Here is a 22,473-nt window from a genome sequence, read left to right as displayed (position 1 = left end):
CCGCTGACGTAGGCGGCCGAGCAGGCTAGACTAATCACTTAGCTAAGCGAGGAGGTTGCGCCATGTCGGCTGAGGCCGTGCACTACAACATGCATGATGCCAAGACCCATCTGTCGCGAATCATCGAACGGGTGGAACGCGGCGAGGAGATCATCATCGACCGGGCGGGCACCCCGGTGGCGAAGGTCGTACCCCTGGTCCGGCGGGCCAACCGCACCGCGATCAGTTCGCTCGCCGGCCAACTGGACCTCTCCGGCGACTGGGACTCACCACAGACCAACGCCGAGATCGCCGAGGACTTCGGCATCGGCGCATGAACCTGCTGCTGGACACCCACGTCGCGCTCTGGGCCATCACCGGCGATCCGACCCTCGGCCCCGAGCTACTCGACCAACTACGCCACGAGCCAGACATCTTTCTCTCCCCGGTCACCCTGTGGGAGATCACCAGAAAGCAGAGCGTCGGGAAACTCGCCGGACCACCTGACCTCGCGGAGCGGGTACGGGACATGGGTTTCCGGGACCTTCCGGTGACCCATGCCCACGCCATCGCCGCAGGCCGCCTGCCACCACATCACCGTGACCCGTTCGACCGCATGCTGGTGGCACAGGCGATCACCGAGGGGCTGACCCTCGCTACCCGCGACGCGTCAATAGCGCTGTACGACGTGGACGTCCTCAAGGTGTGATCGGACGGCTCGGCCGGGTATCGGGCGAGGGACGCTAGCGGGCCGGGCGTGACTCGTAGCGCGTCAGCGCCGTGCGGGCGTCGAGGGGGAGGCGTGCGCCGGCCGCGTTGTCGCCGTAGAGGGTCCAGCGCAGGAAGTCCGTCGTCGTGGTCAACACCGGTGCGAACCCGGGACGGTCCGGCGTGAGGTACTCGCCGTGCCCCTGCCCGACGACGCTGAGGAAGGCAGCCGGACCCCGGGTGCGCGCGTACGCCGCCCGGCCGACCGTCACCGGCACCACCGGGTCGGCCGTGCCGTGCACGAACAGCACCGGGGCGTTCGCTCCGGCGAAGCTGCCGGGCAGTCCGCCGCCGGCGATCACGATGCCGGCGCGCAGCCGGGTCGGGTGGCCCTCGGTGAACATGCCGGAGGTGGTGAAGCCGCCCGCCGAGTGACCGGCGGCGGCGACCGACGCGAGATCCAGGTGGCCGGCGAAGGGATCACCCGGGTCGCGGTCGAGGCGTCCCAGGTGCCGGATCAGCCGCCAACCGTCGGCGGGCTGGTTGCGGACGTCGGCCCGGGTGAAGTGCGCGGCGTCCGAGCGGGTGTGCGGGTACGCCGGCGCGGCCACCACGAAACCGGCCGCCGCCCAGCGGGTGGTCAACCCGGCGTGCAGCTCGGGCCGGCTGTGTAGCCCGTGGCTGTAGACGACCACCGGGAACCGTCCGGCGGCCACACCATCGGTGCCCGCCGGATACCAGACGGTCACCGGCAGGGGGCGCGCCGAGCGCGGATCGAGGGTGAGCGTACGCACGCCGACGGTGTACGACCCCTCGGGCGCTCGGCGCGCGGCCGGTGGCCCGGTGGACCCGCCGGCCACGGCGGAGGCCGGCGCGCACCCCGCCAGCAACGCTGTCACCAGTACGGCGACCAGCCGTCCCGCCCCCACTGTTTCACCGTAGGCGTCGGGACCTGCGCGACGAGCCCGCCGTCCGGCCTGCCTCTGCCCGCCACCCGGTCGGGTCGCCTCCGCCGCCCGGCCCGACCCGATGCGACCACGGGAGGTGGGGGCGGTGCGTCGGCCGGGGCTTCGCTAGGGTCACCGGCATGGCTGAGAACTACACCGACCCCAGCGGTAACACCGAGGCGTTCCGTGCCTTCACCCAGACGCCGGAGGCCACCGCCCCGGCCGACGCGCCGTCCCGGCTGCCCCTCATCGTCGGCGCGGCGGTGGTCGTGGTGCTGCTGGTGGCCCTGGTCGTCTGGCTCGCCTAGAGCTTCCCCACCACGTCCCGGGTCTGCCGGGCGATCTCCCGTTCCTCGTCGGTGCGGATGACGCACACGCTCACCTCGGCGCCGTCGGGCGAGATCACCCGGTCACCCTGGCCGTCGTTGCGGGTGTCGTCCACGCTGATGCCGAGCCGGTCCAGGCCGACCAGCGCGGCAGCCCGCACTTCGGCGGCGTGCTCGCCCACCCCGGCGGTGAACGCGATCGCGTCGACGCGGCCGAGCAGCGCGTAGTACGCCCCGACGTACTCGGTGATCCGCCGGCAGTAGACGTCGAACGCCAGGGCGGCGGCCGCGTCGCCGTCGGCCCGGCGTTGCAGCACCTCGCGCATGTCGTTGACACCGCTCAGGCCGAGCAGGCCGCTGCGGTGGTTGAGCAGGTCGTCGATCTCGTCGACCGACAGTCCGCCCTCGCGCCGCAGGTGGAAGATGACGGTCGGGTCGAGGTCGCCGCTGCGGGTGCCCATCACCAGCCCTTGCAGGGGCGACATCCCCATCGAGGTGGCGACGCTGCGGCCACCGGCCACCGCGCAGGCGCTGGCCCCGTTGCCCAGGTGCAGGGTGATCGTGTTGAGCTGCCCGTACGGCCGGTCCAACAGCTCGGCGGTACGCCGGGAGACGTACGCGTGCGAGGTGCCGTGGAAGCCGTACCGGCGGATGTCGTACCGCTCGGCGGTGTCCCGGTCGATGGCGTAGGTCGCGGCGGCCTCGGGCAGGGTGTGGTGGAACGCCGTGTCGAAGACGGCGACCTGCGGCACGTCCGGCAGGGCCGCCCGGGCCATCTCGATGCCGGCCAGGTTGGCCGGATTGTGCAGCGGGGCGAGCGGGACCAGGTCGCGGATCGCGGCCAGCACCGCGTCGTCGACGAGCGTCGGGGCCGTGAACGTCCGGCCGCCGTGCACCACGCGGTGCCCGACGGCCGTCAGCCCGGTCAGGTCCAGCCCGTCGAGGATCTGCCGGACCGCGCTGGCATGGTCCGCCGGGCCGCCACCGGCCTCGCCGACCCGCTCGACGGTGCCCTGCCCGAGCGTGCGGTCCCCGTCGTAGAGCCGCCACTTCACCGACGACGACCCGCAGTTGAGCACCAGGACCCGACTCATGACGCCTCCCCGGCGGCCGCCTGGATGGCGGTGATCGCCACCGTGTTCACGATGTCCGGCACCAGCGCGCCCCGGGACAGGTCGTTCACCGGCCGGCGCAGGCCCTGCATCACCGGCCCGACGGCGACCGCCCCGGCCGAGCGCTGCACCGCCTTGTACGTGTTGTTGCCCGTGTTGAGGTCCGGGAAGATGAAGACCGTGGCGTGCCCGGCGACCTTGCTCTCCGGCAGTTTGGTCGCCGCCACCGCCGGGTCGATCGCCGCGTCGTACTGGATCGGCCCCTCGGCCAGCAGGTCGGGCCGGCGTTCGCGGACGAGCGCGGTGGCCGCGGCGACCTTCTCCACGTCCTCGCCCGCGCCGGAGCTGCCGGTGGAGTACGACAGCATGGCCACCCGGGGCTCGATGCCGAACCGGGCGGCGGTGTCGGCCGACGAGATCGCGATGTCGGCGAGTTGGGCGGCGTCCGGGTCGCGGTTCACCGCGCAGTCGCCGTAGACCAGCACCCGGTCGCGCAGCAGCATGAAGAAGACGCTGGAGGCCACCGAGACGTCCGGGACGGTACGGATGATCTCGAACGCGGGTCGGATGGTGGCGGCGGTCGTGTGCGTGGCGCCGGAGACCATGCCGTCGGCGTGGCCGGTGGCCACCATGAGCGTGCCGAAGTAGTTGGGTTGGGCCACGATGTCGTACGCCAGCTCGGCGGTGACGCCCCGGTGGGCGCGCAGGCGCGCGTACTCGGCGGCGAACTCGTCGCGCCACCCACTGCTCGTCGGGTCGACGAGCCGCGCGTCGCCGAGGTCGATGCCCAGCTCGCGGGTGCGCCGGGCGATGTCGTCGGGACGACCGAGCAGCGTCAGGTCGGCCACGCCCCGGCGCAGCAGGATCTCCGCCGCCCGCAGGATCCGGTCGTCGGTGCCCTCGGGAAGCACCAGGTGGCGGCGCTGCGAGCGGGCCCGGTCGATCAGCTCGTTCTCGAACATCAGCGGGGTGACCCGCGTCGAGCGGCTCACCCGGAGCCGGCGGGCCAGGTCGTCGGTGTCCACGCAGCGCTCGAACGCGCCCAGCGCGGCCTCCACCTTGCGCGGGTTGGCCACGCTGGGCCGCCCCTCGATCCGGCTGGACGCCTCGACCGTGTCGTAGCTGTCGCTGCTCACGGACAGCACCGCCAGGCCGGTGTTCAACCCCTCCACCAGCCGCATGACCCGGGGATCGGGCTGCTCGCCCAGGGTGAGCACCAACCCGGCCACCGACACCTGCCCGGCCACGTGGGCCGCGCTGGCGGCGACGAGCAGGTCGGCCCGGTCGCCGGGGGTGATCACCAGCGCCCCCTCGGTGAGGTGGCCCAACAGGGTCGGCACGTGCGCCGCGCCGACCACGAAGTCCAGCACGTCCCGCCCGAGCGCGGCGTCGTCCCCGGCCAGCAGGGTGGCGCCGAGCGCCGCCGCCACCTCGGCCACCGTCGGCGCCGACACGCTCGGCACCTCCGGGATGGCGTACGCGGGCACCGGCAGCTCCGGCAGCGTCATGGGCCCGGGCACCCGGTTGGCGATCACCGCGAGCACTGTCGCACCCAGATCGGCCACATCGTGGTACGCCCCGCGCATGGCCGCCGCGACGGCCGCCGGCTCCTGCTCGTAGCCGTCCACGACCGGCACCACCACGCTGCCGAACTCGGTGGCCAGCCGGGCGTTGAAGGCCAGCTCGCGGGGGTGCGCCGGGTCGCCCGGCTCATCGAAGTCGCTGCCCACCACGACCACCGCCGGGCACTGCCGCTCGACCGCCCGGTAGCGCTCCACGATCGCGGAGATCAGCTCCTCGCGCCGGCCGTCGGCGACCAGCGCGGCCGCCTCGGCGTAGGTGGCCCCGGCCAGCTCGGCGACCGGCACCTCGACCCGGTACCGCTCGCTGAGCAGGGCGAGGATCGAATCGGGGCCGGTGTCGGCGACCAGCGGCCGGAACACGCCGATCCGCCCCACCTGCCGCGACAGCAGTTCGGCCAGCCCGAGAGCGATGGTCGACTTACCCCCGCCCGAACCCACGCTGGTCAGGTACACGCTGCGAGCCACGCCCCCACCCTAGAAGATCGCCGGTCTCCCCACCCGGCCCCTCCCGAGCACCCCACCGCCCCGCCCCGTTGCCCGTGCCCCGTTGATCATGAAGTTATCGCTCGACACGCCGACGACACGCGCGCACAACTTCATGATCAACGTGGCGGGGCGGGGGTTAGGCGTCTTCGTCGTCGGGGTCGTCCAGGCGGGCCAGGTAGGTTGCCAGGCGTTCGATGGGGGTTTCGAACTCCGGGTTGAGGTCGACGAAGTCGCGCAGGCGCTCGCCCAGCCACTCCAGGGTCACCTGCTCGTCGCCCCGGCGTTCGACCAGCTCCTCGATGCCACGGTCGGTGAAGTACACGGCGTACGTCCTCTGCTCGGCCCAGCCCGGCGCGGGCCGGGCGGCTGGATCGGGTTGTTCCGGCCGCTCGACCCGGCGCGGGCCGGGCGGTGGGCCGACGCGAGCCGGGGCAGGACCGTGGTCGACGGCCCTGCCCCGGCTCGCGTGGCGCGGTCAGGTCACGGGCGGGGGAGTGCCGCCTCGATGAGCGCGGTCTGCTCGACCTCGTGGGTCTTGGCCGAGCCGACCGCCGGGGCCGCCGCGGCCGGGCGGGAGATCCGCCGCAGCCGGACGTCGGTGAGGTGCTCCAGCAGGTTGAGCGCCACGAACGACCACGCGCCCTGGTTGGCCGGCTCCTCCTGCACCCAGGCGAAGTCCTCCGCGTTCGGGTACTGCGCCAGGGCGGCGCGGATCTCCTCCACCGGTAGCGGGTAGAGCTGCTCGATCCGGATGATCGCGGTGTCGGTGACGCCGCGCTCCTGCCGGGCCTGGAACAGGTCGTAGTAGACCTTGCCGGAGCAGAGCAGCACCCGCTTCACCGCCTCCGGCGCCGGGGCGGCCGTGTCGCGCAGCACCGGCTGGAAGGTGCCGGTGGTGAAGTCCTCCACGGAGGAGACGCAGAGCTTGTGCCGCAGCAGCGACTTGGGCGTGAACACCACCAGCGGCTTGCGCTTGGGCGACAGGGCCTGGCGGCGCAGCAGGTGGAAGTAGTTCGCCGGGGTCGTCGGGATGGCGACCCGCATGTTGTCCTCGGCGCACATCTGCAGGAACCGCTCCGGGCGGCCGGAGGTGTGGTCCGGGCCCTGGCCCTCGTGGCCGTGCGGCAGCAGCAGGGTCACCGCGGAGCGCTGACCCCACTTCACCTCACCGGACGAGATGAACTCGTCGATCACCGACTGGGCGCCGTTGACGAAGTCACCGAACTGGGCCTCCCAGGCGACCAGCGCGTTGATGTTCTCCACCGAGTAGCCGTACTCGAAGCCCATCGCCGCGTACTCGCTGAGCAGCGAATCGTGCACGAAGAACCGGGAGCGCTCGCCGTCGCCGGTGAGCGACTTGAGCGGCAGGTAGTCGTCCCCGGTGCGGGAGTCGACCACCGACGCGTGCCGCTGGACGAAGGTGCCACGACGCGAGTCCTGACCGGCGAGCCGGACGGTCACCCCGTCGTGCAGCAGCGCCCCGAACGCGATGATCTCGCCGTACCCCCAGTCGATGTTGCCCTCGACGGACATCTTGGCCCGGCGGTCGAGCAGCTGCTGGATGCGCTTGTGCGGGGTGAAGCCCTCCGGCAGGTTGACGTGCGCCTCGCCGATCGCCTTGACGACGGCGGCGTCGGTGGCGGTGTCGACAGCCGGCTCCGGCTCCTCCTCGCGGCGCGGCCGGTTGAGCTGGCGCGGCGCGGCGGCGGCGTCCCGGGTGGCCTTGAAGACCTTCTCCAGTTGCGCCTGGTAGTCGCGCAGCAGCTCCTCCGCGTCCTCCACGGTGATGTCGCCGCGCCCGATCAGCTCCTCGGTGTAGAGCTTGCGCACCGAACGCTTCGAGTCGATGATCTTGTACATCTGAGGGTTCGACATCGACGGGTCGTCGCCCTCGTTGTGGCCGCGCCGGCGGTAGCAGACCATGTCGATCACGACGTCCTTGTTGAACGTCTGCCGGTACTCGAAGGCCAGCCGGGCCACCCGGACCACGGCCTCCGGGTCGTCACCGTTGACGTGGAAGATCGGCGCCTGGATCATCCGGGCCACGTCAGTGCTGTAGAGGCTGGACCGGCTGTACTCCGGGGCGGTGGTGAAGCCGACCTGGTTGTTGACCACCACGTGCACGGTCCCGCCGGTGCGGTAGCCGCGCAGCTGCGACAGGTTGAGCGTCTCGGCGACCACGCCCTGCCCGGCGAACGCGGCGTCACCGTGCACCGCCAGCGGCAGCACGGTGTAGCCCTCCAGCTTGAGGTCGATCCGGTCCTGCTTGGCCCGGACGATGCCCTCCAGCACCGGGTCGACGGCCTCCAGGTGCGACGGGTTCGCCACCACCGACACCTTGACCGCGTGCTCGCCGTCCGGGGTGGTGAACTTGCCGTTCTGGCCCAGGTGGTACTTCACGTCGCCGGAGCCCTGCGTGGAGCGCGGGTCCAGGTGGCCCTCGAACTCCGAGAAGATCTTCTCGTACGGCTTGCCGACGATGTTGGCCAGCACGTTGAGGCGGCCACGGTGGGCCATGCCGATGACGACCTCGTCCAGGCCGTTCTCGGCGGAGGACTCCAGCACCTCGCCGAGCAGCGGGATCAGGGACTCGCCACCCTCCAGCGAGAAGCGCTTCTGGCCCACGTACTTGGTCTGCAGGAAGGTCTCGAACGCCTCGGCGGCGTTGAGCCGGTTGAGCACGTGCTTCTGCTCGTCGGCGGACGGCTTCTCGTACTTGCGCTCGATCCGCTCCTGGATCCAGCGCCGCTCCTCCGGGTCCTGGATGTGCATGTACTCGATGCCGACCCGGCGGCAGTACGAGTCGCGCAGCACGCCGAGGATCTCACGCAGCTTCATCCGCTGCCGGCCGGCGAAGCCGTTGACCGGGAACTCGCGGTCCAGGTCCCACAGGGTCAGCCCGTGCTGGAGGACGTCCAGGTCGGGGTGCTTGCGGATCTTGAACTCGAGCGGGTCGGTGTCGGCCATCAGGTGGCCGCGCACGCGGTACGCGTGGATCAGCTCGTGCACCCGGGCGGTCTTGTTGATCTGACCCTCGGAGTTGACGGCGACGTCCCGCATCCAGCGCACCGGCTCGTACGGGATGCGCAGCGAGGTGAAGATCTGGTCGTAGAAGCCGCGCTCGCCCAGGATCAGCTCGTGCATCACCTTGAGGAACTCGCCGGACTGCGCGCCCTGGATGATCCGGTGGTCGTACGTGCTGGTCAGCGTGATGACCTTGCTGACCGCCAGCTCGGCGAGGGTGGCCTCGGACATGCCCTGGTAGGGGGCCGGGTACTCCATCGCGCCGACGCCGATGATCGCGCTCTGCCCCTGCATGAGCCGCGGCATCGAGTGCACGGTGCCGATGCCGCCCGGGTTGGTCAGCGAGATCGTGGTGCCGGCGTAGTCCTCCATGGTCAGCTCGTTGCGCCGCGCCCGTCGGACGACGTCCTCGTACGCCTGCCAGAACTGCCGGAAGTCCATCTGCTCGCAGCCCTTGATGGAGGGGACCACCAGGTTGCGGGTGCCGTCCGGCTTGGCCAGGTCGATGGCGATGCCGAGGTTGACGTGCGCCGGGCGGACCACGGCCGGCTTGCCGTTGGCCTCGGCGAACGAGTTGTTCATCTCGGGGTGCTCGACCAGCGCGCGGACCATCGCGTAGCCGACGAGGTGGGTGAAGCTGACCTTGCCGCCCCGCCCACGGGCGAGGTGGTTGTTGATCACGATGCGGTTGTCGACCAGCAGCTTCGCCGGGACCGCGCGCACGCTGGTCGCGGTCGGCACGCTCAGCGAGGCGTCCATGTTCTGGACGATCTTCGCGGCGACACCCCGGAGCGGCGTGGTCTGCGGGCCGTCGGCGGTCGGCGCGGGCGCCTTCGCGGCCGGCTTGGCCGGGGCCTGGGCGGCCGGTGCCGGGGCGCTCTTGGCCGGGGCGGGCGCGGCGGCGGCCGGCTTGGCCGGCGCGGCGGCGGCCGGCTTCGTGGCGGGCTGGGTCACCTTGGCCGCGGCCTCGGGCTGGCCGTCCGGCTCGGGGGCGGCGGCCGGCTTGCCGGCGCTCTCCGGGCGCGGTGTGGCGGCGCCGGGCGCTGGTCGATAGTCGGCGAAGAAGTCGTGCCAGGCTGAATCGACGCTCGTGGGGTCGGCGAGGTACCGCTGGTACATCTCCTCGACGATCCACTCGTTCGGGCCGAAACCCGCCAGTGGGTTCTCCTGCGAAGTCTGCTGGGTCGACACGGCCGGTAATCGCCTCTTTCACGCGGGTTTGTGTGTCACGCGGTGTCCGTCACGCCGATCAAGGAGAACGGACAGACGACTCCCAGGCTACGCCGTACGGATCGCCCCGGCATTTCCGCCTCGGTCGGGTGGCCCGATTCACAGAAGATGCCAGAAGTTCGGCAACCCCTGCGGCGATCGCCGCCGGCTGGTACGGCGAGATTGAGTATCCCGACGGATGTCTCGGCCGGCCCTCCTCCGCCAGGATCGGGCGCATGGATGGACACGGGGCACGGGGGCGCTACGGCAGGAGCATGGGGGTGGCGGCCGGTTGGTACGTCACCGCCATCGCGGCCGTGGCGGTGGGCACCACGAGCGTGCCGAGCACACCGGTGGACGACGACTGCGCGGCCTGGTTCAGCTGCCTGTCGCCGGGGGAGTCGCTGGCGTTCGTCGCGCTGGTGTGGGGAGCACCGATATTCGTCGGGGTGATGTTCGTGACGGCGCTGGTGGCCGGGCTGGCCGCCCGGCTCGTCCCGTCGGCCGTGGTCGCCGGGACGCTGTCCGCGGTGGTCAGCCTCACGCTCTGCGGCGCCGTCCTCGCGGGGCTGGCATGAAGCGCCTCGGCCTCGGAGGGCTCTTCTTCGCCTGGCTCTACGGGGTGCCGTTCCTGCTGTTGGTGGGGCTGATCCGGCGCGTCTCCGCGCCCTACACGCCGACGTACGCCGAAGCCAAGGCCTTCGGCGCGACCAGCGACGCCCTGCTGACGACCGGGCTCCTGCTCAACGCGGTGCTTCCGGTGGTCGGTCTGCTGCTGGCCGGGCTGGCCGGGGAGGGGCTGTGGCGTCGCCACTTCGTCGGCGCGTTCGCCGGGGTGGTGCTGATCTACGTGGCGGTCGCGCTGGTGGGTGGCATGGCGACCAGCGCGCTGATCGGGCACGTCCCCGCCGACCAGGAGCCGGCCCCGCAGATCACCCAGTGCATACCCATCAGCGGCGGCCGGGGCTGCCCCGGCGGCTGACGAGCGGACAGGTCCCGGGGTGGCGGCCGTGCCGCCGCCACCCCGGAATCCGGTCGGTCAGGAGATGTCGCGCCGACGGATCAGCAGGGAGCCGGCCACGCCGGTGACCACCGCGTACCCGATCAGCACGGCCGCGCCGGCCCAGCGCGGCGGGTTGCCGGGGATGTCCGCCCCGGTGACCATCAGCGACGAGGCGAGCGACGGCACCAGCAGTTGCAGGTTGTTGATCCAGTCACCCCAGCGGTCCGCCAGGATGGCGATGACGAAGATGGCGCCGATCGAGCCGCCCAGGTAGAGCAGGATGCCGGTCACGGTCGCGCCGATCTGGCTGCGGATCAGCACGCCGATGCCGACGCCGAACACCGCCCACAGCAGGTACGCGAGCAGGTTCAACCCGATGGCCCGCCAGGCCGCGTCGTTGCCCAGTTGCCCGTCCACCCCGACCGCGCTCAGCACGGCCGACCCGGCGATCAGGTTGAGCACGGTGGTGACCAGCCAGAACAGCAGCGCCAGCACCCCCGCCGCGACCAGCTTGGCGAGCATCACCGCGGTGCGGTGCGGGCTCGTGAGGAACGTGGTGGTGACCGTCTGGTGGAAGAACTCGCTGGTCACCACGATGATGCCGAGCAGCATGACGATCAGCAGGCCGAAGAACTGCCCGGTGGTGAACAGGTTCGACGAGAGCGCGTCCGGAGTGGCCGCCGCGGCGAACTGGTCCGCCTGATCGCCCACCTGGGCGGGGTCGGTGCTGGTGAGGGCGTCGGCCTGCAACCAGTTGATGAGCAGCGTGAGCGCCCACAGCGGCAGGCTGATCAGCGCGAAGATCCACCAGGTGTTGGTGGTACGGATCTTGAGCAGCTCGGATCGGACCAGGTTCATCGGATGCCCGCCTTTCCGGCCGTCAGCTCCAGGAAGACCCGTTCCAGGTCGGGCCGTTCGGTGGTCAGTTCGTGCAGTTCCACGCCCGCGGCCAGGGCGGCCCGGCCGATCGTCGGGGCGTCCACCCCGGAGACCAGCAGGACGCCGTGCTCGTCGGTGGTGACCGTCGCCGACTGCGCCTTCAGCGCGGTGGTCAACGCCTCGGCCTGCGGGGTGCGGACCCGGACCTGGGCGCCCTGCGCCATCGACCCGAGCACCTGCTCGACCGGTCCCTGCCGGACGAGCTGCCCGGCCGCGATGATCACCACGTCGTCGGCGAGGAGCTGCATCTCGGACAGCAGGTGGCTGGAGACCAGCACCGTACGGCCCTCGTGGGCGAGGTTCTTGAGGAACCCGCGCATCCACCGGATGCCCTCCGGGTCGAGCCCGTTGGCCGGCTCGTCGAGGATCAGCACCCGTGGGTCGCCGAGCATCGCGGCGGCGATGCCGAGCCGCTGCTTCATGCCCAGCGAGTAGCCCTTGAACTTGCGCTTCGCGGCCGGGGTCAGCCCGACCAGCTCCAGCACCTCGTCCGCCCGGTTCCGGGGCAGACCGGCCGCCGCGCAGATCACCCGCAGGTGGTTGATGCCGGTGCGGCCCTTGTGCGCGCTGGACGCCTCCAGGATCGCGCCGACGTGCCGCAGTGGGTCGCTCAGGTCGGCGTAGCGGTGGCCGCTGATGGTGGCCGTGCCCCCGGTCGGCGTGACCAGGTTCAGCAGCATGCGCAGCGTGGTCGTCTTGCCGGCGCCGTTCGGGCCGAGGAAGCCGGTCACCCGCCCCGGTGCCACGGTGAAGGACAGGTTGTTCACCGCCCGCACGTTCTTGTACTGCTTTGTCAGACCGGACACCACGATCTGACCGTCGCTGGTGGGGCTTCGCTGCCCGTCAGTCATCGTTCTCCTCCCGTGTGGCGTCGAGGTACGCCGTGGCACAGCGTGACGGTACCGAGCAACAAGGTCAATCAGCCCGAGTACCTACGGCGTGGTCCTCCTTGGGAACGACGTCCGGGACGACGACGGACCTCAGCGGGCGATCCAGGTGGCCCGGGCCGCGCCGAGCAACGCGCCGTCCGGGCCGTACAGGCTGGTGTGTACCAGCGCCTTGCGGCCGTCGACACCGATCAGCGCGCCGGTCACCACGCACTCGTCGCCGGGCGCCGGCCGGGCCGTGACCACGGCGGCGATCCGGCCGAGCAGGTACGGGCGGTCCGACGCGAGCACCGTCCAGCCGCCGGGGCAGTCCAGCGCGGCCCAGACGGTGGCGTCGTCGACCTGCTCGGGCGCGTGGAACGGCGCGGCGGTCCGGCCGTCCGGCAGCCGTCCGGGGAAGATCCGCAAGCCGTCGGTCCGGCCCGGACCACAGACGAAACACCCGGGGTACGGATGCGCGACGAACCCGGGGTAGCGGGTGGCCGCCTCCGCCGCCGTCGGAGCGTCGACAGGTGGTACGACCGCGTCCACGACACCGGCCGGGCGGACCTCGGCCACCAGGTCGCCGGCCGGGTCCCGGACCTCGCCGTCGACGAGGGTCAGCTCCGTCTCCAGCGGCGGTGGCCGACGCAGCGTCACCTCGACCGGTCCGAACCCCGCCGCGGCGGCGAAGAGCCCGGCGCTCCACCCGCCGTTGCCGGAGCCGGTGGGCCCGTTGTAGCGGGACTCGACGCGCATGGGTGACCTCCGGTTGGCGTGGAGCGGCGTCATCGCCGGTCCGTCCCGCAGCCTCGCACGAAGGCATCCCGCAGGCATCCGCCGGCCGGCGTTCATCCGTCCGACACCAGCGGTGCCCGCCGATGGCACCCGGGGCCCTTACACAGATCCCATGGCCGTTCTGCATGTCGCTGGCACGCCAATGACGACCAGCGGATACACCCTGCTGATCGCTGACGACCCCACCCAGGTCGCGGCCGCGCAACGCCTGCGCCACGAGGTGTTCGCCACCGAGTTGGGCGCCACCCTCGCACCCGGCGCGGCCGGGTTGGACGTGGACCCCTTCGACGCCCACTGCGACCACCTCATCGTCCGGGAGGACAGCACCGGGCAGGTGGTCGGCACGTACCGGCTGCTGCCGCCGGGGCGTACCGACCGGCGGTACGCCGAGAGCGAGTTCGACCTCGCCGCGCTGGACCCACTGCGCGACGACCTCGTCGAGACGGGCCGTTCCTGCGTGCATCCGGACCACCGCTCCGGCGCGGTGATCAACCTGATGTGGGCCGGTCTCACCCGCTACCTGCACCTGCGCGGCTCCCGCTGGCTCGGCGGCTGCGCCTCGGTGCCGGTCGACGACGGCGGTCGTACGGTCGCCGGGGTGTGGGCCCAGGCCCAGGCCCGGCACCTGTCGCCGCCGCCGCTGCGGGTCCGGCCGCTGCGTCCGTGGTTCGCCGAGCCGGCCGCCGCCCTGACTCCCGCCGCCGATCCGGGTGCTCGGGTGGCGGTCCCGCCGCTGCTGCGCGGTTACCTGCGACTCGGCGCGTGGATCTGCGGTGAGCCGTCGTACGACCCCGACTTCGGGTGCGCCGACTTCTACGTGCTCTTCTCCCTCGACCGGATGAACCCGCGCTACCTGCGGCACTTCCTGGGCGGGGACGAGCGGTGAGCGTCGCGGCGCAGGACCTGTGGCGGCCCTCGTCGGGCTGCGACGACGACTGCCTGCCGACGGCCGGCGAGGTGCCCACGGTGTCGGTGGCCCGTCGGGCGCTCCGGCTGGTCGCGGCGGGCGGCATGTTGCTGGCCGGGGTGGGCGTGGCGGTGCTGCTCCCCGTACTGCCGGCGCCGGAGCGGCAGGCCCTGCTGCGCGCCTGGGCCCGTGGCACCGTGCGCGCCTTCGGCGTCCGGCTGGTGATCAAGGGACGGCTGCCCCGGCGGCGCGCGCTGCTGGTCGCCAACCACGTGTCGTGGCTGGACATCCTCGCCGTGCTGGCGGTCGCGCCCACCCGGATGGTGGCTAAGCGGGAGATCCGATCGTGGCCGGTGGTCGGGCTGCTGGCCGCCGCCGCGGGCACGGTCTTCGTGGACCGGTCGCGTCCGCGTGCGCTTCCGGCCACCGTGCGCCGGCTCGCCGACACGCTGCGCGCCGGCCGGTCGGTCGCGGTCTTTCCCGAGGGTACGACCTGGTGTGCCGGGAACGGCACGGCCGAGTGTCGCCCCGGGGGCGGCTTCCGTCCGGCCATGTTCCAGGCGGCGATCGACGCGGGCGCTCCGGTGGTGCCGCTGCGGCTCGGGTACCGGATCGCGGACACCGGGGCGTGCACCACCGTCGCCGCGTTCCTCGGCGCGGACACCCTGTTGCGCTCGGTGGCCCGGGTGGTCGCGGCCCGGCATCTGGTGGTGTCGGTGACGATCGCCGCCGCGCTGCACCCGGGGCAGGACGCCGACCGGCGGTTGCTGGCCCGGGCCGCCGAGTCGGCCGTACACCTGGTGGCGACCGCCCCGGCGCGGACCCGGCTGCGGCCCGTCGCCACCCTGCCCCCGGCCCTTCCAGCGCCGACGCCCGACCCCGGCCGGGAGTTGGACCTGGCCGCCTGAACCGGCGCGCTCGCAGGCTCCCCCGGGTCTTGGCGGGCGTCGTCGCACAACGTCTCGCGACAGTCTTGTCGTATCGCGATGTATCGCGTTACTGTCTTCTCGAGAGGCACGCTCCGTGCCGTCGAGAGGAGCACAGCCATGGCCGGATGGACGGTCGAGACGCCGCAGCGGCTCACCCTGGACGGTCCGGTCACCCGGCTGGACGTCCGCCTCGTCAGCGGACGGCTCAACGTGGTCGCTACCGACGGGCCGGCCCGGATCGACATCACCGAGATCGGCCGTCGACCCGTCCTGATCGACCACTCCGACGGCCACCTCAGCATCCGCCAGGAGCGCGAATGGGGCTGGCCGGGTTTCCTGCGCGGCCTCCGGGCGATCCACCGCTTCCCCCGGGTGGACGTGTCGGTTGCCGTCCCCGCCGATGTCCTCGCCGACCTGGGCCTGGGCGCGGGCTCGGTGGTCGTCTCCGGGCTGCGCCGGCAGACCACCGTCGACCTCGCCGCCGGCCAGATCACTCTCATGGGTCTGCGCGGCACCACCTTCGCGAAGCTCACCTCGGGGCCGGTGGAGGCGCTCGGGGTGCGCGGCGACCTCACCCTGGAGACCGTCTCCGGGGAGGTGATCCTCGCCGACAGCGCCGCCGAGCGGGTGCGGGCGCAGACCGTCTCCGGCGCGATCACCTGCGACCTGGACAATCCCCGACGCAGCGACATCCGGCTCGCCACGATCTCCGGCAGCATCACCGTCCGGGTCCGCGAGGACAGCGACCTCTCCGTCCGGCTGAACACCGCCGCCGGCCGGATCACCAGCGGCTTTCCGCAGGTCCGCAGCTCGACATACCCGCTGCCGAGCAGCGAGGGGGTGCTCGGCAGCGGTGACGGTAAGCTCTGGGCCTCCGCGACCTCGGGCAGCATCGCCCTGCTCGCCCGAGCGGTCGACGACGATTCCGAGGAGCTGCCGTGACCGCCGTGTTCAGCCACGGACGGCTCCGGCTCTACCTGCTCAAGCTCCTGGACGACGGTCCCAAGCACGGCTACGAGCTGATCCGCCTCCTGGAGGACCGGTTCCTCGGGCTCTACGCGCCCAGCGCCGGCACCATCTATCCCCGGCTGCAACGGCTGGAGGCCGAAGGGCTGGTCAGCCACACCGCCGCCGGTGGCCGCAAGACGTACGCCATCACCGACGCCGGCCTCGACGAGCTGCGCCAACGCGCCGGTGAGCTGGCCGCGTTGGAGGCGGACATCGCGGCCTCGGTGGCGGACCTCTCCACCCTGGCCGGCGAGATCCGCAGCGAGGTGCGCGGCTCGACGCGTGACCTCAAGCGGGAGCTGAGCGAGGCCGCCCGGCAGACCCGGCGGGCGCGGTGGGCACCCTCCGCGTCGTCACACCGACCGCCACCGCCCGACGCGCCACGCGCCGCCCTGCTCGACGAGTTCGACGAGCGGCTGGCCTCGTTCACCGGTGAGGTGAGCCGCCTGGCGCGCGGGCGGCAGTTCAGCGACACTCAACTGCGCACGGCGATCCGGCTGCTCGACGGAGCCCTGGACGGGCTGCGCCGGCTGCTGCGCTGACCGTTCGGCGACTCACAGGATTTTTCCAGGAAGCGTCCAGCGTCGGCGCAGTGATGTCACCGATGATTGGGCCCATGGCCGCTACCCAGACCGAGGCGCGACTTCTCGTCGTCGAGGACGACCCCAACATCCTCGAACTGCTCTCCGCGAGCCTGCGCTTCGCGGGCTTCGACGTGGCCACCGCGACCAGCGGCAGCGCGGCCCTGAACGCCGCCAAGGACCACCGGCCCGACCTCGTCGTGCTCGACGTGATGCTGCCGGACCTCGACGGCTTCGAGGTCATCCGGATGCTGCGCGAGGGCGGTACGCGTACCCCGGTGGTCTTCCTGACCGCGCGGGACGCCACCGACGACAAGATCCGCGGGCTCACCCTGGGCGGCGACGACTACGTCACCAAGCCGTTCAGCCTGGAGGAGTTGACCGCCCGGATCCGCGCCGTGCTGCGTCGCACCACCACCGGCGAGCAGACCCCGTCCCGGCTCACCTTCGCCGACCTGGAGCTGGACGAGGAGACCCACGAGGTGCACCGCTCCGGGCAGCGGGTGCAGCTCTCCCCAACCGAGTTCAAGCTGCTGCGCTACCTGATGCTCAACGCCAACCGGGTGCTGTCCAAGGCGCAGATCCTCGACCACGTCTGGAACTACGACTTCCGGGGCGACGACAACATCGTCGAGTCCTACATCTCCTACCTGCGCCGCAAGGTGGACACCGGGCAGCCCCGGTTGATCCACACCCTCCGGGGCGTGGGGTACGTGCTGCGCAAGCCGGCGGCGTGAACCCGGTCCAGCAGGCGAAGGTGCGGGTCCGCAGCGTGCCGCTGCGGCTGAAACTGGTCACCTCGGTGCTCACGCTGGTCGCCGTCGCGCTGCTGGTGATCAGCTCGCTGACCGCCTACTTCCTGCGCAACTACCTGCAGGGCCAGGTCGACGGGCAGGTCAGGTCGACCGCCCAGGGCCTCGGCCAGTTGCTCCCGAAGCTGCGCAGCGGTGAGGTCGGCGCGATGCTGCCCAGCGACTACGTCGTCATCGTGGCCGACGAGCAGCAGGTGTACCAGCCCAAATACGACCGTCTCAGCTACGACCCCGACCAGCTGCCCGCGTTCCCCACCAGCCGCGCGGGTTTCGAGGCGGCGGAGGGCGAGCCGCAGACCGTCCTGGCCCACAACGGCTACACCCGCTGGCGGGTGTTCTACGCCCCCCAGCCGGACGGCTCCGTGCTGGCCGTGGGCCAGCCGCTGACCGACGTGGACCGGGCGGTCAAGCAGCTCGTCTGGATAGACCTCCTGGTCGGTGGCGCGGTGCTGATCATGCTGGCGTCGGTCGGCGCGGCGATCGTCCGGACCAGCCTCAAGCCCCTCGTCGAGATCGAACAGACCGCCGCCGCCATCGCCGGTGGCGACCTCACCCGCCGGGTGCCCGACCCCGAACAGGGCCAGGAGCATCCCACCTCCGAGCTGGGGCGGTTGTCCCGCGCTCTGAACGCGATGCTCACCCAGATCGAGGCGGCGTTCACCGCTCGCGCGGCGTCCGAGACAGCCGCCCGTTCGGCGGAGAGCAGCGCCCGGGACGCGGCCGCCGCCGCCCAGACGTCCGAGGCGCGGGCCCGGCGCTCCGAGGAGCGGATGCGGCAGTTCGTGGCGGACGCCTCGCACGAGCTGCGGACCCCGCTGACCACCATCCGCGGCTTCGCCGAGCTGTACCGGCAGGGCGCGGCCCGTGCGCCGGAGCAGACCGCCGGCCTGCTGCGCCGGATCGAGGACGAGGCGGCCCGGATGGGTCTGCTGGTGGAGGACCTGCTGCTGCTGGCCCGGCTGGACCGGGAACGCCCGCTCTCGCTGGCCCCGGTGGAGCTGCCGGTGCTCGCCTCCGACGCGGTCCAGGCGGCCCGCGCGATGGCCCCGGACCGGCGGATCGACCTGGACATCGAGCCCGGATCGGGTCCGCTCGTCGTCTTCGCCGACGACGCACGCCTGCGCCAGGTCATCGGCAACCTCGTCACCAACGCCCTCACCCACACCCCACCGGACGCCGAGATTCGCCTGCGACTGCGCGCCGAGACGGGCAACCTCGCCGTCATCGAGGTGGCGGACACCGGCCCGGGGCTCTCCCCGGAGCAGGCGGAGCGGGTGTTCGAGCGGTTCTACCGCGCCGACGCGGCGCGGACCCGACGCGCCGACGGCAACACCGGTACGGGCCTCGGCCTGGCCATCGTGGCGGCTCTGGTGACCGCCCACCACGGCTCGGTCGAGGTGGCGGAGACGCCAGGTGGTGGGGCGACCTTCCGGGTCCGGCTGCCGCTGCTGCCGTCGACCGAGGAGAGCGGTGAGTGACTTTCAGCCAACTTCCAGGACGGTTCCAGCTTGATTGCAGTGCCGAGGGAGAAGGTAGGGACATGACCGAGTTCGAGTCCGACCCGCAGCGCCGGCCGGCCCCCACCGACGCCGAGCCGTCGCACCCCACCGCCGAGCTGCCGCGCGACGAGCGCGCGCAGTCCGACTCTCCGACCACCTCCCTTGCGGCCCACGGGGACGCGACGCCGACCGCCGCCATCCCGGCCGCCGACGACGCGCCGACCGCGCCCGTCGCGCACGTCGGCCAGCCCACCGGGTACGAGCCGCCGACCGACACGCAGCCCACCGGGTACGAGCCGTCGACCGCCGCGCAGCCCACCGGGTACGAGCCGTCGACCGCCGGGTACCAGCCGGCCGCCGGCCAGCCCACCGGGTATCAGCCGCCGACCGCCGGTGCGTCCGCGCCGCCGTACCCGGTCTCCGGCCACCCGGCGCCCGGCCAGCACGGCTACCCGCAGCCGACCGACGGTCGCTACCCGGGCGCCCCCTGGTACGCGGGCCAGCAGTCCGGCTGGGCCGGCGGGGGCCAGCCGGGCGGGGCCTACCCGCAGCACCCGGGACAGCACGCCCAGCACCCGGGACAGCACGCGCAGCACGCCCAGCACCCGGGACAGCCCGTGCCGCCCTGGGGCCCGCAGGCCACGCCGCCCGGTTCCGGGCCCCGGCCGGGCCGGATCGCCAAGTTCGCCGGCGCCGGCGTCGCGGTGTTCGCCCTGATGCTCGGCTCCGGCGTGGCCGGTGGGGCGCTCGCGCTCGCCCTCGACGGCGACCGTGGCGGCGTCACCCGCACCTACACGGCAGCGCCGGTGCTCAACAGCGCCGACCTGCCGAAGATCGCCGCCGCCGTACAGGACAGCGTCGTCTCGATCGCCACCGACAGCGGTGAGGGTTCCGGCGTGGTGCTTACCTCCGACGGCTACGTGCTCACCAACAACCACGTGGTCGCCTCCGCGAGTGGGGACACCGTGCAGGTCGTCTTCGCCGACGGCAGGAACGTCCAGGCGAAGATCGTCGGCACCGACCCGAAGACCGACCTTGCCGTGGTCAAGGCCAACGGGGTGAGCGACCTCAAGCCGGCGAAGTTCGGCGACAGCGACGCCATGCAGGTCGGCGACCAGGTCCTCGCGCTGGGTAGCCCGCTCGGCCTCCAGGGCTCGGTGACCGCCGGCATCCTCAGCGCCCGGGACCGCACCATCCGGGCCGGCGAGGGCCAGCAGCAGGACCCGAGGCAGCAGGGCCAGGCCGTCAGTTCGATCTCCGGGCTGCTCCAGACCGACGCGCCGATCAACCCGGGTAACTCCGGCGGCGCGCTGGTCAACACCCGGGGCGAGGTGATCGGCGTCAACACCGCCATCGCCACCTCCGGGCAGAGCACCGGCAACATCGGCGTCGGCTTCGCCATCCCGAGCAACAAGGCCAAGGACGTGGCGGGCAAGCTCCAGCGCGGCGAGAAGGTCTCCCACCCGTCGCTCGGGGTCGGCGTCAACCAGGCCGAGGGCGGCGGCGCGCTGGTCGCCTCGGTCACCCCGGGCAGCCCCGCCGAGAAGGCCGGCCTCCAGCAGGGCGACGTCGTCACCCGCTTCGGCGACAAGCCGATCAACGACTCCGACGACCTGGTGGGCGCGGTGCAGGCCGGCAAGGTCGGTGACCGGGTCGAGCTGCACTTCAAGCGCAACGGGGCCGAGAAGACGGCGACGGTGACGCTCACCGAGACGTCCTGACCGTCCACCGAACCTGCCTCCCTCCGGCGGCGGGTGGCGGAGCCAAGGGGGTTGGCTCCGTCACCCGCCGCTTTTTCCACGGCGGTTCACCCGAGGAGGGTGAGCCGCCGTCACCCGTACGCCCGGAAGGCTCGTCGGGCGAGCCGGCGAGCGTACGGGGGTAGGCCGATGAGCACGGTGGATGTCGAGGACGACCAGCGGATCCAGCGGGACGTCCTGGCCGAGCTGGCCTGGGATCCGCAGGTACTGCCGAACGAGATCGGGGTGACCGTCGATCGGGGGGTGGTCACCCTCACCGGGTACGTCGACGGCGCTGCCCGTGGCTGGGCGGCCACCCGGTGCGCCCAGCGGGTGCGGGGCGTACGGGCGGTGGCCGACGAGATCGAGGTACGGCTTCCGGGGACGCCGGGGCGTACCGACGGTGACATCGCCCTCGCGGCGTCCCGCGCCCTCGAATGGGACAGTTTCGTGCCCGCGGAGCGGTTGGACGTCAGCGTGGCCAACGGCTGGCTGATGCTGCGTGGCGAGGTCGAGTTCGGCTGGCAGCGCCGTGCCGCCGAGGGGGAGCTGCGCCGCCTGGACGGCGTACGGGGTGTCACGAACCTCGTCGAGGTGCGACCGTCGACGCCGCCGCCGGACGAGCGGACACGGCAGGACGTCCGGCGCGCGCTGGCGCGGACGCTCGGCGGCGAACGGGTGACGGTGGAGGTGGACGGCGACACGCTGGTCCTCGCCGGGGTGGTCCGCTCGTGGTGGGAACGGGACCAGGTGGAGCGGGTGGCGTGGTCCACGCCGGGTGTGCGGGTCGTGCACGACCAACTCCTGGTCGGCGGGTGAGCGTCCGTCTTGTCCGGTTTATCGGTGGTCGCGGGGGGAACCCTCGCGAACCATGCCGACCGGGGGACCAACGGGGAGGACTCGTGGCCGTGAACCACCCGCCCGCCGACCGCCCGCCGGAGCGGTCGTTGCGCATCGCGATGGTGGTCCCGCCCTGGCTGTCCGTGCCGCCGCCCGGCTACGGCGGCCTGGAACAGGTGGTGGCCGGCCTGGTGGACGCGTTGACCGCGCACGGTCACGCGCTGACCCTGTTCGGGGCCGGCGATCACCATGGCACCGCCGCCAGCGGCTTCGTCTCCACCGTGGCGGAGGTGCAGTACGAACGGCTCGGCGAGTCACTGCCGGAGCTGGCGCACCTGGCCCGGGTGAACCGCCTGATCACGCCGGCCGACTTCGACGTGATCCACGACCACAGCACGATCGGCCCGCTGGTGGCCGGTCGCCGGTCGGTGCCGACGGTGGCGACCGTGCACGGCAACCCGGTGGGGGAGTACGGCGACGTGCTCGGCGACGCCGACGAGAACGTCGCCCTGGTGGCCATCTCGCACGCCCAGCGTCGACTCAACATGGGCCTGCCCTGGGCCGGCACCGTGCACAACGCACTGGACCTGCGGGGCTTTCCGCGTAAGACCGAGCCGGGCCCCGGGCCGGTGCTGTGGCTGGCCCGGTTCAGCCCGGACAAGGGCCCGGACGTCGCCATCCGCGCCTGCCGCGAGGCGGGCCTACCGCTGCTGCTGGCCGGCAAGTGCAACGAGCCGGCCGAGCGGCGCTACTACGAGCAGGTCGTCGAGCCGCTTCTCGACGAGGACGTGACAGTCGTCCTCAACGCCGACCGTGCCGAGACCCTGCGGATGCTCGTGGACGCCCGCTGCCTGATCATGCCGATCCAGTGGGACGAGCCGTTCGGCATGGTGATGCTGGAGGCGATGGCGACCGGTACGCCGGTGGTCGCCCTGGACCGGGGTGCGGTGCCGGAACTGGTGCGTCCGGGACGTACCGGGCTGATCTGCCGCGGGCCTGCGGAGTTGCCCGCCGCGCTGCTGGCCGCCCGGGAGCTGGACCCACGCGACTGTGTCGAGCATGTCGCCGAGAACTTCTCGGTCGAGCGGATGGCGTACGGCTACGAGGAGGTCTACCAGCGCTTCGCCCTCGGCCGGGCCGACGTGCGGCGCACGGCCACCGTCGCGGTGCGCTGACCG

The 22,473-nt window shown here is 72.4% G+C and carries 22 protein-coding genes; 14 read left to right on the top strand and 8 right to left on the bottom strand.

Going from position 1 to position 22,473, the window contains the following annotated elements; all coding sequences use genetic code 11:
- Window positions 1–62: 62 nt before the first annotated feature.
- Complete coding sequence (locus ACIA3K_RS26630; protein ID WP_396804387.1) at window positions 63–317, top strand: type II toxin-antitoxin system Phd/YefM family antitoxin; 255 nt, start codon at window positions 63–65, stop codon at window positions 315–317.
- The gene (locus ACIA3K_RS26625; RefSeq protein WP_396804386.1) at window positions 314–688 is read left to right on the top strand and encodes a type II toxin-antitoxin system VapC family toxin; all 375 of its coding nucleotides are present in this window, start codon (window positions 314–316) and stop codon (window positions 686–688) included. The genes ACIA3K_RS26630 and ACIA3K_RS26625 overlap by 4 nt, the downstream gene beginning before the upstream one ends.
- A gap of 34 nt (window positions 689–722) precedes the next feature.
- Here ACIA3K_RS26625 and ACIA3K_RS26620 read toward each other — a convergent pair whose 3' ends face one another.
- Window positions 723–1,616 carry an alpha/beta hydrolase family protein gene (locus ACIA3K_RS26620; RefSeq protein WP_396804385.1) on the bottom strand — a complete coding sequence of 298 codons (894 nt, stop codon included), beginning with the start codon at window positions 1,614–1,616 and terminating at the stop codon, window positions 723–725.
- A gap of 158 nt (window positions 1,617–1,774) precedes the next feature.
- Between ACIA3K_RS26620 and ACIA3K_RS26615 the strand changes: the two genes are divergently transcribed.
- Entirely contained in the window at window positions 1,775–1,942 is a 168-nt protein-coding gene (locus ACIA3K_RS26615; protein WP_357175305.1) for a hypothetical protein, read from the top strand.
- Here ACIA3K_RS26615 and ACIA3K_RS26610 read toward each other — a convergent pair.
- The 4 genes from ACIA3K_RS26610 to ACIA3K_RS26595 form a co-directional block, all read right to left on the bottom strand.
- Window positions 1,939–3,054: an acetate/propionate family kinase gene (locus tag ACIA3K_RS26610; protein WP_396804384.1), complete on the bottom strand. Its 1,116-nt coding sequence runs from the start codon at window positions 3,052–3,054 to the stop codon at window positions 1,939–1,941. The genes ACIA3K_RS26615 and ACIA3K_RS26610 overlap by 4 nt on opposite strands.
- Complete coding sequence (gene pta, locus ACIA3K_RS26605; protein WP_396804383.1) at window positions 3,051–5,120, bottom strand: phosphate acetyltransferase; 2,070 nt, start codon at window positions 5,118–5,120, stop codon at window positions 3,051–3,053. The genes ACIA3K_RS26610 and pta overlap by 4 nt, the downstream gene beginning before the upstream one ends.
- 157 nt (window positions 5,121–5,277) lie before the next feature.
- Window positions 5,278–5,463, bottom strand: coding sequence for a DUF6104 family protein (locus ACIA3K_RS26600; RefSeq protein WP_139582193.1), 186 nt, complete (start codon window positions 5,461–5,463; stop codon window positions 5,278–5,280).
- 158 nt (window positions 5,464–5,621) lie between these two features.
- A complete protein-coding gene (locus ACIA3K_RS26595) occupies window positions 5,622–9,356 on the bottom strand; it encodes a multifunctional oxoglutarate decarboxylase/oxoglutarate dehydrogenase thiamine pyrophosphate-binding subunit/dihydrolipoyllysine-residue succinyltransferase subunit (RefSeq protein ID WP_396804382.1) in 3,735 nt (1,244 codons plus the stop codon).
- A 254-nt stretch (window positions 9,357–9,610) separates the two neighbouring features.
- Between ACIA3K_RS26595 and ACIA3K_RS26590 the strand changes: the two genes are divergently transcribed.
- Window positions 9,611–9,952, top strand: a complete 342-nt coding sequence (locus ACIA3K_RS26590; protein ID WP_396804381.1) for a hypothetical protein — start codon at window positions 9,611–9,613, stop codon at window positions 9,950–9,952.
- Window positions 9,949–10,356 carry a hypothetical protein gene (locus ACIA3K_RS26585; RefSeq protein WP_396804380.1) on the top strand — a complete coding sequence of 136 codons (408 nt, stop codon included), beginning with the start codon at window positions 9,949–9,951 and terminating at the stop codon, window positions 10,354–10,356. Before ACIA3K_RS26590 ends, ACIA3K_RS26585 begins: the two co-directional genes overlap by 4 nt.
- A 57-nt stretch (window positions 10,357–10,413) precedes the next feature.
- On the opposite strand, the gene ACIA3K_RS26580 is transcribed toward ACIA3K_RS26585, so the two are convergent.
- The 3 genes from ACIA3K_RS26580 to ACIA3K_RS26570 all read right to left on the bottom strand — a co-directional run bounded on the left by ACIA3K_RS26580 (window position 10,414) and on the right by ACIA3K_RS26570 (window position 12,941).
- Window positions 10,414–11,235, bottom strand: a complete 822-nt coding sequence (locus tag ACIA3K_RS26580; protein WP_396804379.1) for an ABC transporter permease — start codon at window positions 11,233–11,235, stop codon at window positions 10,414–10,416.
- The gene (locus ACIA3K_RS26575; RefSeq protein ID WP_396804378.1) at window positions 11,232–12,167 is read right to left on the bottom strand and encodes an ABC transporter ATP-binding protein; all 936 of its coding nucleotides are present in this window, start codon (window positions 12,165–12,167) and stop codon (window positions 11,232–11,234) included. Before ACIA3K_RS26575 ends, ACIA3K_RS26580 begins: the two co-directional genes overlap by 4 nt.
- Before the next feature lie 129 nt (window positions 12,168–12,296).
- Window positions 12,297–12,941 carry a hypothetical protein gene (locus ACIA3K_RS26570; RefSeq protein WP_396804377.1) on the bottom strand — a complete coding sequence of 215 codons (645 nt, stop codon included), beginning with the start codon at window positions 12,939–12,941 and terminating at the stop codon, window positions 12,297–12,299.
- A 151-nt stretch (window positions 12,942–13,092) separates the two neighbouring features.
- Between ACIA3K_RS26570 and ACIA3K_RS26565 the strand changes: the two genes are divergently transcribed.
- The 9 genes from ACIA3K_RS26565 to ACIA3K_RS26525 all read left to right on the top strand — a co-directional run bounded on the left by ACIA3K_RS26565 (window position 13,093) and on the right by ACIA3K_RS26525 (window position 22,470).
- A complete protein-coding gene (locus tag ACIA3K_RS26565) occupies window positions 13,093–13,866 on the top strand; it encodes a GNAT family N-acetyltransferase (protein WP_396804376.1) in 774 nt (257 codons plus the stop codon).
- The gene (locus tag ACIA3K_RS26560; protein WP_396804375.1) at window positions 13,863–14,795 is read left to right on the top strand and encodes a lysophospholipid acyltransferase family protein; all 933 of its coding nucleotides are present in this window, start codon (window positions 13,863–13,865) and stop codon (window positions 14,793–14,795) included. Before ACIA3K_RS26565 ends, ACIA3K_RS26560 begins: the two co-directional genes overlap by 4 nt.
- A 138-nt stretch (window positions 14,796–14,933) precedes the next feature.
- Window positions 14,934–15,758 (top strand): DUF4097 family beta strand repeat-containing protein, encoded by an 825-nt coding sequence (locus ACIA3K_RS26555; protein ID WP_396804374.1) that lies wholly within the window; start codon window positions 14,934–14,936, stop codon window positions 15,756–15,758.
- Window positions 15,755–16,366 (top strand): PadR family transcriptional regulator, encoded by a 612-nt coding sequence (locus ACIA3K_RS26550; RefSeq protein WP_396804373.1) that lies wholly within the window; start codon window positions 15,755–15,757, stop codon window positions 16,364–16,366. The genes ACIA3K_RS26555 and ACIA3K_RS26550 overlap by 4 nt, the downstream gene beginning before the upstream one ends.
- 74 nt (window positions 16,367–16,440) lie before the next feature.
- Window positions 16,441–17,142, top strand: coding sequence for a response regulator transcription factor (locus tag ACIA3K_RS26545; protein ID WP_396804372.1), 702 nt, complete (start codon window positions 16,441–16,443; stop codon window positions 17,140–17,142).
- Window positions 17,139–18,695, top strand: coding sequence for a sensor histidine kinase (locus tag ACIA3K_RS26540; RefSeq protein ID WP_396804371.1), 1,557 nt, complete (start codon window positions 17,139–17,141; stop codon window positions 18,693–18,695). Before ACIA3K_RS26545 ends, ACIA3K_RS26540 begins: the two co-directional genes overlap by 4 nt.
- Window positions 18,696–18,757: 62 nt before the next feature.
- Entirely contained in the window at window positions 18,758–20,437 is a 1,680-nt protein-coding gene (locus ACIA3K_RS26535) for a trypsin-like peptidase domain-containing protein (protein WP_396804370.1), read from the top strand.
- Window positions 20,438–20,605: 168 nt separating this feature from the next.
- Window positions 20,606–21,274 carry a BON domain-containing protein gene (locus ACIA3K_RS26530; protein ID WP_396804369.1) on the top strand — a complete coding sequence of 223 codons (669 nt, stop codon included), beginning with the start codon at window positions 20,606–20,608 and terminating at the stop codon, window positions 21,272–21,274.
- Window positions 21,275–21,414: 140 nt separating this feature from the next.
- Window positions 21,415–22,470, top strand: coding sequence for a glycosyltransferase family 4 protein (locus ACIA3K_RS26525; protein ID WP_396804411.1), 1,056 nt, complete (start codon window positions 21,415–21,417; stop codon window positions 22,468–22,470).
- Window positions 22,471–22,473 lie beyond the last annotated feature (3 nt).

The sequence above is a fragment of the Micromonospora sp. NPDC051543 genome, assembly GCF_044454415.1.
GTDB lineage: Bacteria > Actinomycetota > Actinomycetes > Mycobacteriales > Micromonosporaceae > Micromonospora.
The sequence above is the reverse complement of the archived record's forward strand: the minus strand, read 5'-3'. Positions and strand labels throughout refer to the sequence as shown.

Bases quoted from the DNA above. Each gene is read 5' to 3' on its own strand.
- ACIA3K_RS26625 (WP_396804386.1), top strand. From the start codon at position 314: ATGAACCTGCTGCTGGACACCCACGTCGCGCTCTGGGCCATCACCGGC.
- ACIA3K_RS26545 (WP_396804372.1), top strand. From the start codon at position 16,441: ATGGCCGCTACCCAGACCGAGGCGCGACTTCTCGTCGTCGAGGACGAC.
- ACIA3K_RS26590 (WP_396804381.1), top strand. From the start codon at position 9,611: ATGGATGGACACGGGGCACGGGGGCGCTACGGCAGGAGCATGGGGGTG.
- ACIA3K_RS26570 (WP_396804377.1), bottom strand. From the start codon at position 12,941: ATGCGCGTCGAGTCCCGCTACAACGGGCCCACCGGCTCCGGCAACGGC.
- ACIA3K_RS26580 (WP_396804379.1), bottom strand. From the start codon at position 11,235: ATGAACCTGGTCCGATCCGAGCTGCTCAAGATCCGTACCACCAACACC.
- ACIA3K_RS26525 (WP_396804411.1), top strand. From the start codon at position 21,415: ATGGTGGTCCCGCCCTGGCTGTCCGTGCCGCCGCCCGGCTACGGCGGC.
- ACIA3K_RS26530 (WP_396804369.1), top strand. From the start codon at position 20,606: ATGAGCACGGTGGATGTCGAGGACGACCAGCGGATCCAGCGGGACGTC.
- ACIA3K_RS26585 (WP_396804380.1), top strand. From the start codon at position 9,949: ATGAAGCGCCTCGGCCTCGGAGGGCTCTTCTTCGCCTGGCTCTACGGG.
- ACIA3K_RS26555 (WP_396804374.1), top strand. From the start codon at position 14,934: ATGGCCGGATGGACGGTCGAGACGCCGCAGCGGCTCACCCTGGACGGT.
- ACIA3K_RS26610 (WP_396804384.1), bottom strand. From the start codon at position 3,054: ATGAGTCGGGTCCTGGTGCTCAACTGCGGGTCGTCGTCGGTGAAGTGG.
- ACIA3K_RS26615 (WP_357175305.1), top strand. From the start codon at position 1,775: ATGGCTGAGAACTACACCGACCCCAGCGGTAACACCGAGGCGTTCCGT.
- ACIA3K_RS26535 (WP_396804370.1), top strand. From the start codon at position 18,758: ATGACCGAGTTCGAGTCCGACCCGCAGCGCCGGCCGGCCCCCACCGAC.
- ACIA3K_RS26630 (WP_396804387.1), top strand. From the start codon at position 63: ATGTCGGCTGAGGCCGTGCACTACAACATGCATGATGCCAAGACCCAT.
- ACIA3K_RS26565 (WP_396804376.1), top strand. From the start codon at position 13,093: ATGGCCGTTCTGCATGTCGCTGGCACGCCAATGACGACCAGCGGATAC.
- ACIA3K_RS26575 (WP_396804378.1), bottom strand. From the start codon at position 12,167: ATGACTGACGGGCAGCGAAGCCCCACCAGCGACGGTCAGATCGTGGTG.